Source organism: Pseudomonas petroselini, from assembly GCF_045037875.1.
GTDB classification, from domain to species: Bacteria; Pseudomonadota; Gammaproteobacteria; order Pseudomonadales; family Pseudomonadaceae; genus Aquipseudomonas; species Aquipseudomonas petroselini.
This window is the reverse complement of sequence record NZ_CP173614.1, coordinates 6,494,623-6,506,905: the sequence shown is the minus strand read 5'-3', so window position 1 is coordinate 6,506,905 and position 12,283 is coordinate 6,494,623. Positions and strand designations below refer to the sequence as shown.

General features: G+C 62.0%; 8 protein-coding genes. 6 read left to right on the top strand and 2 right to left on the bottom strand.

What is annotated here, in order from left to right; translation table 11 throughout:
* Nucleotides 1-62 precede the first annotated feature (62 nt).
* The 3 genes from ACI512_RS30085 to ACI512_RS30075 all read left to right on the top strand — a co-directional run bounded on the left by ACI512_RS30085 (nucleotide 63) and on the right by ACI512_RS30075 (nucleotide 5,970).
* A complete protein-coding gene (locus ACI512_RS30085; protein WP_236379697.1) occupies nucleotides 63-1,853 on the top strand; it encodes a DUF1302 domain-containing protein in 1,791 nt (596 codons plus the stop codon).
* 26 nt (nucleotides 1,854-1,879) lie between these two features.
* Entirely contained in the window at nucleotides 1,880-3,238 is a 1,359-nt protein-coding gene (locus ACI512_RS30080; RefSeq protein ID WP_015885821.1) for a DUF1329 domain-containing protein, read from the top strand.
* 230 nt (nucleotides 3,239-3,468) lie between these two features.
* Entirely contained in the window at nucleotides 3,469-5,970 is a 2,502-nt protein-coding gene (locus ACI512_RS30075; RefSeq protein WP_231809106.1) for a LuxR C-terminal-related transcriptional regulator, read from the top strand.
* Here ACI512_RS30075 and ACI512_RS30070 read toward each other — a convergent pair.
* On the bottom strand, nucleotides 5,967-6,842 hold the full coding sequence (locus ACI512_RS30070; RefSeq protein WP_064055174.1) for a helix-turn-helix domain-containing protein: 876 nt from the start codon (nucleotides 6,840-6,842) through the stop codon (nucleotides 5,967-5,969). The two genes, ACI512_RS30075 and ACI512_RS30070, sit on opposite strands and share 4 nt — an antisense overlap.
* Before the next feature lie 138 nt (nucleotides 6,843-6,980).
* Between ACI512_RS30070 and ACI512_RS30065 the strand changes: the two genes are divergently transcribed.
* The gene (locus ACI512_RS30065) at nucleotides 6,981-7,883 is read left to right on the top strand and encodes a DMT family transporter (RefSeq protein WP_043205876.1); all 903 of its coding nucleotides are present in this window, start codon (nucleotides 6,981-6,983) and stop codon (nucleotides 7,881-7,883) included.
* A gap of 103 nt (nucleotides 7,884-7,986) precedes the next feature.
* On the opposite strand, the gene norR is transcribed toward ACI512_RS30065, so the two are convergent.
* Complete coding sequence (gene norR / locus ACI512_RS30060; protein WP_231809104.1) at nucleotides 7,987-9,531, bottom strand: nitric oxide reductase transcriptional regulator NorR; 1,545 nt, start codon at nucleotides 9,529-9,531, stop codon at nucleotides 7,987-7,989.
* A gap of 147 nt (nucleotides 9,532-9,678) precedes the next feature.
* On the opposite strand from norR, the gene hmpA reads away from it, so the two are divergent.
* Both hmpA and ACI512_RS30050 read left to right on the top strand, forming a co-directional pair.
* On the top strand, nucleotides 9,679-10,860 hold the full coding sequence (hmpA, locus tag ACI512_RS30055; protein WP_064055171.1) for an NO-inducible flavohemoprotein: 1,182 nt from the start codon (nucleotides 9,679-9,681) through the stop codon (nucleotides 10,858-10,860).
* Nucleotides 10,861-11,020: 160 nt separating this feature from the next.
* Complete coding sequence (locus ACI512_RS30050) at nucleotides 11,021-11,527, top strand: disulfide bond formation protein B (protein ID WP_015885815.1); 507 nt, start codon at nucleotides 11,021-11,023, stop codon at nucleotides 11,525-11,527.
* Nucleotides 11,528-12,283: the final 756 nt, after the last annotated feature.

The window sequence follows — 12,283 nt, the reverse complement described above, 5'->3', positions numbered from 1 at the left end:
GCTTATCGCTCCCGATAGTCGGCAGTAGGGTGGGGCCTTCTGTCACTCACCGGGGAAGACGCATGACAAAAACAACAATGCGCGCCATCTTCAAGCCACAGGCGCTGGCCGCTGCGGTTGCGTTGGGTTGCTGTGCGCAGGCACAGGCTGTTTCGTTCAACATTGGCGAGATCGAAGGGCAATTCGATTCCTCGCTGTCGGTGGGCGCGAGTTGGGGCATGCGCAATGCGGACAAGAAGCTGGTGGGCACCGTCAATGGCGGCACCGGGCAAGCGTCCACCGGGGATGACGGCCGGCTGAACTTCAAGAAGGGCGAAACCTTTTCCAAGATCTTCAAGGGCCTGCACGACCTTGAATTGAAGTACGGCGATACGGGCGTGTTTGTGCGGGGTAAATACTGGTACGACTTCGAGCTCCAGGACGAAGACCGCGAGTTCAAGCCGATCAGCAACCACAACCGCAAGGAAGGCGCCAAGTCCAGCGGCGCGCAAATCCTCGACGCCTTCGTCTACCACAACTATTCGCTGGGTGATTTGCCGGGCACGGTGCGTGCGGGCAAGCAGGTGGTGAGCTGGGGCGAAAGTACCTTCATCGGTAACTCCATCAACAGCATCAACCCCATCGACGTCTCGGCATTTCGTCGGCCGGGCGCCGAGATCAAGGAGGGGTTGATTCCGGTCAACATGCTGTTCGCTTCCCAGAGCCTGACCAACCAGTTGACCTTGGAAGGCTTCTACCAATTGGAGTGGGACCAGACGGTGCTGGACAACTGCGGCACCTTCTTTGGTGGCGATGTGGCGGCGGACGGCTGCACCAACAACTACACCGTGGGGAACCCGGCGATTGCGCCTTTGCAGCCGGTGGCAGCGAACTTTGGCCAAGGGTTCAGTGTGACCAACGAGGGGGTAATCGTGCGCCGCGCCGGAGACCGTGACGCACGCGACTCCGGCCAATTTGGTGCCGCCCTGCGTTGGTTGGGCGATGACACCGAGTACGGCGTGTACTTCATGAATTACCACAGTCGAACGCCCACGGTAGGCACGATTACCAACAACTCTAACGCGACGACGATGACTTCCATCCGTAACCTTGCCAACTTCCTGCGGCCGGGAACCGGAGACGGTTTGGTCACCAGCACTATGCTCGGCCGTGGCCAGTATTACCTTGAATACCCGGAAGATATCCGCCTGTTTGGTGCCAGCTTCTCCACCACCTTGCCCACCGGTACGGCGTGGACTGGCGAGATCAGCTACCGGCCAAACGCACCGGTGCAACTGAATACAACCGACCTCACCCTGGCCCTGATCAACCCCACTTCCGGCCAACTGGCCTCACCCATTCGCAGCAATTTCGGCGACGACAACAAAGGCTACCGCCGCAAGGAAATCACCCAGATCCAAAGCACCATGACCCAGTTCTTCGACCAGGTCCTGGGCGCCGAGCGCCTGACGTTGGTGGGCGAAGCGGCTGTTGTGCATGTCGCCGGCCTGGAAGATAAATCCAAGCTGCGTTACGGCCGAGACTCGGTTTACGGTGCCTACGGTTTTCAGGGTGATACCGACGGCTTTGTCACCTCTACCTCTTGGGGCTACCGCGCACGGGCGATCCTGGACTACAACAACGCGATTGCCGGGGTGAACCTCAAGCCCAACCTCTCCTGGTCCCACGACGTTGCCGGCTACGGCCCCAACGGCCTGTTCAACAAAGGCGCCAAGGCCATCAGTGTTGGCGTGGATGCGGACTACCGCAACACCTACACCGCGAGCCTCAGCTACACCGACTTCTTTGGTGGCGACTACAACACCCTGACCGACCGTGACTTCCTCGCCCTCAGCTTCGGCGTGAACTTCTGATCTGGCTTAAAGAAGGACAAGACTCTATGCGTAAGATATTTGCGGTAATGGCCCTCAGCCTGCTGGCAGCCAACGTGATGGCCGCCGTGTCACCGGAAGAAGCCGCCAAGCTCGGCACCACCCTGACCCCGGTAGGCGCCGAAAAAGCCGGCAACGCCGACGGCTCGATTCCGGCCTGGACCGGTGGCATTCCGAAAAACGCCGGTGCGGTGGACAGCAAGGGTTTCCTGGCCGATCCGTTTGCCAGTGAAAAGCCGCTGTTCGTGATCACCGCCGCCACCGTCGACAAGTACAAGGACAAACTCTCCGACGGCCAGGTGGCGATGTTCAAGCGCTACCCCGAGACCTACAAGATCCCGGTGTACCCGACCCACCGCACGGTCAACCTGCCGCCGGAGATCTACGAATCGATCAAGCGCAGCGCTCTGAACGTCAAGCCGATCAACGACGGCAACGGCCTGGAGAACTTCACCGGCAACCGCTACTACGCGTTCCCGATTCCGAAGAATGGCGTGGAGGTGCTGTGGAACCACATCACCCGTTATCACGGCGGCAACCTGCGGCGCATCATCACCCAGGCCACGCCGCAGACCAACGGCAGCTACACGCCGATCCGCTTCGAGGAAGAAGTGGCCGTGCCGCAACTGATCCCCGACATGGACCCGGCCAAGGCCGCCAACGTGCTGACCTTCTTCAAGCAGTCGGTGACCGCGCCGGCGCGCTTGGCGGGTAATGTGTTGCTGGTGCATGAAACCCTCGACCAGGTGAAAGAGCCGCGCCTGGCCTGGATCTACAACGCCGGCCAACGCCGCGTACGCCGTGCGCCGCAAGTGGCGTATGACGGGCCGGGCACCGCCTCGGACGGCCTGCGCACCTCCGACAACTTCGACATGTTCTCCGGCGCCCCGGACCGCTACGACTGGAAGCTGGTGGGCAAGAAGGAGATGTACATCCCCTACAACAGCTACAAACTCGACCAACCGACGCTCAAGTACGACGACATCATCAAGGCCGGCCACATCAACCAGGACCTGACCCGCTATGAGCTGCACCGCGTGTGGGAAGTGGTGGGCACGGTCAAGCCGAGTGAGCGGCATATCTACGCCAAGCGCCACATGTACATCGACGAGGACAGCTGGCAGGTGGCGCTGGTGGACCACTACGACGGCCGTGGCCAACTGTGGCGGGTTGCCGAAGGTCATGCGCAGTTCTACTACAACCACCAGACCCCGGCGTACACCGTGGAAACCCTCTACGACATCATCGCCGGGCGCTACATCGCGCTGGGCATGAAGAACGAGGAGAAGAGCAGCTTTGTGTTTGGTTTCAATGCCAAGGCGGCGGACTACACGCCGGCTGCGCTGAGGGCTGAGGGGGTGCGCTGATCCGGATCGAAGCAGGGTCAAACAGGTGGGAGGGGGCTTGCCCCCGATGAGGGCGTGTCAGTCAATGGATGGGTCGACTGATACACCGCCATCGGGAGCAAGCCTGAACTCCCACATGGGGTTTTATGCATGGCTGGAAATCACCCCGCTGAATACTTCTTCAACAACCGCCAACCACAGGACTAGGGTAGGTGCCTGGTTGCATAACAATAAGAACGCAGGATGCAGCAATGACCGCCATGACACGCTGCCTGGACCGTCCTGGATTCATGCCTCGGCTATCCGCCCACCATCTGCTGCGCCCACGCCTGGCCGAGCCTTTGCTGGCGGCGCAGGTCAGGGTCAAATTGCTGTGCGCCCCGGGTGGCAGCGGTAAGAGTGCGTTGCTGGCCGAGTGTGCATTGCAGGCGCCGGTGGGGTGCCAGGTGTACTGGCTGCCGTTCAACGGTGTTGCCTTAAGCCCGGTCGACGTTTGCCGACGCCTGGCGCAGAACCTCGGCCTGTCATTCACCGATGAAGCGACGCTGCTGCTGGACCTCACTCAGTGGCAGACGCCGGCGTGGGTGTTTCTCGATGACTTCTGTCGCTTGCCCACCCCCGACACCGACGCGTTGCTCGACCGCTTGCTCACCGTCAGCAGCCCGGCGTTGACGTGGTGGCTGGGGGCGCGGCGCCGGCCGATGTGCAATTGGCCACGGTTGCTGCTCGACGATGAGTTGCTGGAGTGCGGTGCCGATCTGGCGTTCAGCCCAGAGGAGATTCAGCAATTGCTCAATCCGGCGCTGGGGCTTTCTGTCGACAGCGTGCTGCAGTTCAGCGGCGGTTGGTGTGCCGGTGTGCGTATCGCTTTGCTCGGGGAAGGGCACCCGGAAAAGACCTTGCTCGACTATTTGCAGCACGAACTGTTCAGTACCTTGCCGCCGGAACTGGCCGAAGCCTGGCGCGTGCTCGCCCATCTGCCGCGCTTCAACACCGGATTGTGCGAGCACCTGTTCGGCTTTGGCGACGGTGACCACTACCTGCGCGACCTGCAGGCCCTCGGTGCGTTTATCCAGCCTTGGGAAGACACCGACTGGTTGCAGGTTTTTCCACCGCTTGCCCAATTGCTGCGCGACGAGCCCTGGCCGGCCAAACGTTCCTGGCACCGTCGCGCCTGCCAGTGGTTCACCACCGAGCAGGACTGGCAGGCTGCGTTTGAACACGCGCTGCTGGCCGAAGAATATGAAGTGGCGGTGAGCCTGTTACAGCATTTCAGTTTCGAGGACTTGTTCCGTCAGCAGAACGCGGTGTTGCTGTTGCGCCTGCATGAACAGCACGGCGACGAATTGATGCTCGGCTCGGCGCAACTGGTGGGGCTGGTGACGGCGGCGCTGCTGTTCGCCGGGCGCTTCGACCAGGCCGCGCAATGCATCGACCAGTTGGCGCGCTTCGCTCCGCAACCGACGGCGGCACTGCAGCGGCATTTACTCGCGCGCTGGCAAGCGCAGTGGGGCTGGCTGTTGCACTTGGGCGGTGACGCCGAGCGTTCCCGCGAGCATTTCCTTGAAGCGTTGCAAGCCTTGCCCGACAGCGCCTGGACCTCACGGTTGATGTGCCTGTCGGGCCTGACCCAGCAAGCCTTGCTGCGCGGCGAGCTGGACGTTGCCCAGGCCCTGAACCGTGAAGCGCTGTGCCTGGCGCGCGCCCAGGGTTCATTGTTGCTCGAGGCCCTGCTCGAACTGGATCACGCACAGTTGCTGGAACAGCGCGGTGCACCCTATCGGGCACAGAGTTTGTTGGAAAACGTGCAGGCGATGTTGCTCAAACAGCGGCTCAAGGCCGGGCCATTGGTGGGGCGTATTGCCCTGCGGCGCGGGCACTTGGCATTGCGCCAGGGGCAAGACAGCCTGGCGGACGCCTGTTTCCAGGCAGGCTTGAAAATGTGCCTGCACAGTCAGGATAAGCGCGTCCTTTATGGGTTTCTCGGCCTGGCCCTGCTGGCCGCCAACCGTGGCGACTACGCCCAGGCCTTTGTGCAGCTGCGCGACGCGGAACGGCTGATGCAGCAACGCCAGGTGCCCGAGACGGTGTACCGTGCGGTGCTGCTGTTGGTCAGCGGGCATTTCTGGCTGCAGCAAGGTCGCGCCGAACTGACGGCAGAAGCGGTGCGCCGTGTGCTCCGCCACTTCCGTGGGCCCCTGGCCAAACAGGCGCCGCCGGCCACCCTGGAATTGATTCCGCGCCTGGAATACTTGCTGGTGCTGGCAGAGGTCAAACTGGGCTGCGCCGAGCAACCGGTGGCGCGGCTCAGTGCCTTGCTGGAAACCACCCACCAGCGCGGCATGCTCTGCCTGGAAACCGAGCTGCACCTGGTGTTGGGTGAAGTGGCCTGGCAATTGGGCGACGCTGCCCTGGCGCGTCGCTCGCTGCAAACCGGCTTGGAACTGGCCGGTCGTTGTCAGGTGCAGCAGGCGATTCGTGAACTGCGTTTGCGTTCCCCGGGGTTGTTGAGTGAGCTGGGGATGGAGCCGCAGGCGTCAACGCCGGGCGCGGTGGACAATCCCCTGAGCCAGCGCGAATTGGAAGTGCTGCAGTTGATCGCCCTTGGTAACTCCAACCTGGAAATCGCCGATCGGCTGTTTATCTCCCTGCACACCGTCAAAACCCATGCGCGGCGCATCCACAGCAAGTTGGGTGTGGAGCGACGTACACAAGCGGTGGCCAAGGCCAAGGCCCTGGGGTTGATGACCTAAGTGCCGAGCGCCTGGCGGTATTCGCCGGGCGTGGCGCCCATGGCTTGGCGAAAACGATGGGTGAAGTGGCTGGCGCTGGAGAAACCGCACAGCAACGCGATCTCGCCCAGGGGCAAGGCGCCGCTGCGCAGTAGCGCCTGGGCGCGGGTCAGCCGCCGTGCCAGCAGGTATTGATGGGGCGGCAGGCCGAAGCTTTGGCGGAACATCCGCGCGAAATGGTACTCGGACAACGCGCACATCCCGGCCAGTTGGCCCAGGCTGATCGGGTCTTCCAGGTGCTGGTCGATGTACTCCACCAATCGCCGCCGTTGATGCGCCGCCAGCCCGCCTTTCAAACGCAGCCCCTCGCGCGCGCCTACCTGGCTGAGCAAGGTATGGCTGAGCATTTCATGGGCCAGGCTGCTGGTCAGCAGGCGCTCGGCGGGTTCGTGCCAGTTGAGGGCGATCAACTGGTGAAAGCGTCGGGCCTGGCTGGCGTCCTCCAGAAAGGTGCTTTCCCGCAGTTGCAACGCGCGGGGCTCGCGGTCGAGCAGAGTGACGCAACCGAGGGCAAATTGCTCCGGGCTGAAATACACATGGGCCAGGCGAATCTCGCCATTGATCACCCACGCCGACTGATGCTCGGCGGGCAGGATGCACAGCTTGTCCGGCCCACCCTTGGTGCCGGGCTGGTCGCGCCGGAACGTGCCGGTGCCGCCGCCGATGTAGCACGACAGGGTGTGATGGCTGGGCGCCTGGTAATCCTGCGAGTCGTGGTGGTTGCTCCACAAGGCTGCAGACAAGCCGTCACCGAGCTCGGCGCAGGCTTCGAGCCGTGCGTTGGGCGAGCGGTTAAGCGCTTGAAAGACTTGCAGGGATTCCAGATCTGGCATGGTGAATACTCTCCGACGCCTTGCATCCTACTCCGCGATGCTGGCGCTGTGCTCCCGCTGCCCGACAAAAGCGCAAGATTGTGCAAGACCCTTCCACGGGGGCAGGGTGACACTGGGGCTCAATCACCGGAGCCCGTCATGAACCTTTCCCTCTACTTACTCACCGTGCTGATCTGGGGCACCACCTGGATTGCCCTCAAATGGCAGCTGGGCGTGGTGGCGATTCCTGTGTCCATCGTGTATCGCTTCGGCCTGGCGGCGCTGGTGCTGTTTGCGCTGTTGCTGCTGAGCCGCAAGTTGCAGGTGATGAACCGCCGCGGGCACCTGATCTGCGTCGCCCAGGGCTTGTGCCTGTTCTGCGTTAACTTCATGTGCTTCCTGACCGCCAGCCAATGGATCCCCAGCGGCCTGGTGGCGGTGGTGTTTTCCACGGCCACGTTGTGGAATGCACTCAATGCCCGGGTGTTTTTCGGCCAGCGGGTCGCGCGCAATGTGTTGATGGGCGGCGGCCTGGGGTTGGCCGGGTTGGGCTTGCTGTTCTGGCCGGAAGTGGTGGGGCATACCGCTAGCCCGCAGACCCTGCTTGGCCTGGGCTTGGCGTTGTTGGGGACGATGTGTTTCTCGGCCGGCAATATGCTCTCGAGTCTGCAGCAGAAGGCTGGGCTCAGGCCGTTGACCACCAATGCCTGGGGCATGGCGTATGGCGCGGCGATGTTGGCAACGTATTGCGCGGTGCGCGGGATCCCGTTCGAGATGGACTGGAGTGCGCGGTATGTCGGGGCGTTGTGGTACTTGGTGATCCCAGGGTCGGTGATCGGGTTCACGGCGTACCTGACGCTGGTGGGGCGCATGGGACCGGAGCGTGCTGCGTATTGCACGGTGCTGTTCCCGGTGGTGGCGTTGAATGTGTCGGCGTTTGCCGAGGGCTATCAGTGGACCGCGCCGGCGTTGGCGGGGTTGGTGCTGGTGATGGTGGGGAATGTGTTGGTGTTTCGTAAGCCTAAGGTTACTAGCCCGGTTTTCGAGGCGAAGGCAGTCTAGTGTGGGAGGGGGCTTGCCCCCGATGGCGGTGTGACAGCCGGCTTATCTTTGATTGGTTCACCGCCATCGCAGGCAAGCCCCCATTTAGATGGGGTGCATCCTTTTATTTCATCCCCAGGCGCTTGGCCATGCGGCCGAGGTTGGCGCGGTCCAGGCCCAGCTCGCGAGCGGCGCTGGCCCAGTTGTGCTGGTGGCGTTCCAGGCAGGCGCTGATGACTTGGCGTTGGTATTGCTCGGTGGCCTGGCGCAGGTCGCCGGTGACGGCGAGGCCGGTGTCGACCGGCGCTTCGACCACCGGCGCGCTGACATCGGGCAGGTCGAGGTCCTGTGCACTCAGGCTGAGAATCTTCGGACGCTCGCGACAGTTGCCGAGGGCTTTCAGCGCGCTGCGTCCGATCAAATGTTCCAGCTCTCGTACGTTGCCTGGCCAGTTATAGGCCAACAGTGCCGCCTGGGCATCGCTGGTCAGGCGCAGGCTGCCCAGGCCCATGCGTGAGCGGTTCTGTTCAAGGAAGAAACCGGCCAGCAGCAACACATCGCGCCCGCGCTCGCGCAGCGCCGGCACTTGCAGCGGGTACACACTGAGGCGGTGGTAGAAGTCGGCGCGGTAGCGGCCGTTGCGTACTTCGTCAGCGAGGTCGCGGTTGGTGGCGGCGATCAAGCGCACATCCACCTGATGCTCCTTGTCCGACCCCAGGCGCTGCAGCTGGCCGCTTTGCAGCACCCGCAGCAGCTTGGCCTGTACCGTCAACGACAGCTCGCCCACTTCATCCAGGAACAGCGTGCCGCCATTGGCCAACTCGAACTTGCCCCGGCGTTCGTTCAGCGCACCGGTAAAAGCGCCACGTACATGGCCGAACAGCTCGCTTTCCACCAGGGTTTCCGGCAGGGCGGCGCAGTTGAGGCTGATCAGCGGTTTGTCCGCGCGATGTGAGGCGGCGTGAATGGCCTGGGCCACCAGTTCCTTGCCCACGCCGGTTTCACCAGTGATCAGCACGGTGAGGTCGCTGCCGCCCACCCACTTGATTTCCTCCACCAGGCGTTTGTGGGTTTTGCTCTGGCCGATCATTTCCTTGTGCTGCTGGCCGCTGGCTTGGCGGTAGATCTCGGCGCGCTGGTGTTCGTCTTCGGCACGCAGGGCCAGGCGCTCGATGCGCTCGGCGACGTTGACGGTGGCGGCGGCGAGGCTGGCGAAGGCTTGCAGGGCATCCAGCTCAACGCGTTCGAAACGTTCGGTGTCGAGCGCGTCCAGGGTCAGCAAGCCCCAGGGATGGTCGTCGACAAACAGTGGGCAGCCCATGCAGTCGTGCACTTCCAGGTGGCCGTGCAGGCCATCGACCAGGCCGTCGTAGGGGTCGGGCAATTCGCTGTCGCTGTCGAAGCGCGTGGGGCCGGGGCTGCTCAGCAATACGGCGAAGCGGGGATGTTCACTGACCTTGAAGCGCCGGCCCAGGGTATCGGCGCTCAAACCGTCGACGGCGAGCGGCACCAGCGAGTCGCCGTCCAGGCGCAACAGCGCGGCGGCGTCGCAGGGCAGCAGGGCGCGCATGGCTTGCAGCAGGCGGCGGTAACGCTCGCCTTCGGGCAGTTCGCGGGACAGGTCGGCGACCAAGGGCAGCAGGGTGGTGAGCAGTGATTTCGCAGTCATAATGACTCCTTGTAGTCCTTATGACTATAGATTGTAGGAAGTCATATTGACTACTAGTCATTTAAGTCATTGAAAAATATAGGTTTATAAGTTGGCACGAATACTGAGTGCGTCAGGGTAATCAGTGAAGAAGCCCAGGAGGCTCCCATGCTTAGTGCCCAAGACCGTGCCATCGTCAAATCCACCGTGCCGCTGCTGGAAAGCGGTGGCGAAGCGCTGATCACCCATTTCTACCGCATGATGCTCTCTGAGTACCCGGAGGTTCGCCCGCTGTTTAACCAGGCGCACCAGGCGAGCGGCGACCAACCTCGCGCCCTGGCCAACGGCGTGTTGATGTACGCGCGGCATATCGACCAGTTGGACCAGCTTGGCGATTTGGTGGCCAAGATCATCAACAAGCACGTGGCGCTGCAGATCCTGCCGGAGCACTACCCGATCGTCGGTGCCTGCCTGCTGCGCGCCATTTCCGAAGTGCTCGGCAGCGAGATCGCGACCCCCGAGGTGATGAATGCCTGGGGTGCAGCCTACGGCCAATTGGCGGATATCCTGATTGGCGCCGAGGCGGCGATCTATGAAGAGAAAGCCCAGGCCCCCGGCGGCTGGCGCGGTGCGCGGCCGTTCACGCTGGTCAAGCGCGTGGAGGAGAGTGCTGAAATCACTTCCTTCTATTTCGCCCCGGTGGATAACGGCCCGGTCCTCGCCGCCGCGCCTGGCCAGTACATCGGCATGAAGCTGGTGCTGGAGGGTGAAGAAGTACGCCGCAACTATTCGCTGTCGGCCCTGACCGATGCGGGCCAGTACCGCATCAGCGTCAAGCGCGAAGCGGGTGGGCGGGTGTCCAACTACCTGCACGACCAACTGCACGTCGGGGCGACCATCGACCTGTTCCCACCGTCGGGCGAGTTCACCCTGGCGGCCAGCGACAAACCGTTGGTGCTGATCAGCGGCGGGGTAGGCATCACGCCGACCTTGCCGATGCTCGAAGCGGCCTTGGCCACTGAGCGCCCGGTGCACTTTATCCACTGCGCACGTAATGGCGCCGTGCATGCGTTCCGCGACTGGGTGGATGCCCTGGCGGCCCAGCACCCGCAACTCAAGCGTTACTACTGCTACGCCGAAGACGACGGCGTGAGCCCCGCAGCGGACAACGTCGGCCTGCTGAGCCAGGAACAGCTGGCCGCCTGGTTGCCCGAGCAGCGCGACATCGATGCCTACTTCCTCGGCCCTAAAGGCTTCATGGCCGCGATCAAACGCCACCTCAAAGCCTTGGGTGTCCCCGAAAAACAAAGCCGCTATGAATTCTTCGGCCCAGCGGCGGCCCTGGAATAGGTACACATAACCTGTGGCGAGGGAGCAAGCTCCCTCGCCACAGGTCCGCCACAACATTTCCCATGATTAATCCCCCGTTAACCCCCTCTGTTTAAACCACTCCCTGTGTGTAAACTTGCGGCCATACGCCACAACCATAATCAGGCAAAGGGAAACGGAGATGAGTGACGAATTGCGTTTAGGCAGGGAGCGGCGCTTTCTGGTGTTGCTGGGCATCATCTGCCTGGCGCTGATCGGTGGTGCGCTCTACATGCAGGTCGTACTGGGCGAGGCCCCATGCCCGCTGTGCATCCTGCAACGCTACGCCTTGCTGTTGATCGCGATCTTCGCGTTCATCGGCGCAGCCATGCGCACCAAAGGCGCCCTCACGCTGTTTGAAGGCCTGGTGATACTCAGCGCCCTCGGCGGGGTGGCCGCCGCCGGCCACCATGTGTACACCCAGTTCTTCCCTCAGGTGAGCTGCGGCATCGATGTGCTGCAACCGATTGTCGATGACCTGCCCCTGGCCAAGGTGTTTCCCCTGGGCTTCCAGGTCGACGGCTTCTGCAGTACCCCTTATCCACCCGTACTCGGCCTGTCCCTGGCGCAGTGGGCATTGGTCGCCTTCGTGCTGACGGTGATCCTGGTACCGCTGGGTATCTACCGGAATCGCCAGCACACAGCCTGAGACCATCACCCAATCGCCCCGGTCTTTCTTAGCGGAAGGCCGGGGCGTTTTTGCGTGTGGGGATTTGTGAACAGAACGTGACGCCGGACAATTTCAGGTGCGCGCAGCGTGCGACATGTTGTCACACGGAAGCGTCCGCAGGACGTTTCTGACCGGCCAAACGGCTGCTTAAATTTGCATCAAGCGGCCAAGTTGTGCTGTCAGTTTGTGGTTGCGCCAATGCCACGCACCTCACGCCGAACCAGCGATTCGGTGATGTCCGAATGCCTTGTTTTATGGGGGGTTGCATCGGTTTGGCATGCCCTTACGCGCTGTAAGGGCTGTGGCGGATTGCCCTATAACACGGCAATTTTTGTGGTTTTTGTTGAGAATTGAACGCGATAAGATCGCGAACCTTTGCAATAATGGTGAAGGATTATTGCTGTAATCGATAAAAATTATTTCTTTATAAGACATGGTTTATACATCGCTAGCTAACTACAATCGCCCGCACTGAATGTCCTGTGCTGTTCAATATTTGAGCACTGGAGCGGTCGAGGGGCAGATGGATGGCTCTGTGCGACCCCAAGGTTCCGGCAGCCTTTCAACTATCCGCACCAAATGGAATTGGTCTGTAACAAGGCCTTTAACCACGAAATCGAATAAGAACTCACCGCAGGTCCGTGAAACGTACAGTTATGGCGTGACGGGCAGGCTCTTATTCAATCGAAGAGAAATGCCAACCCTTGGCAGGGTGAAGTGTTGGCGATCAAAACC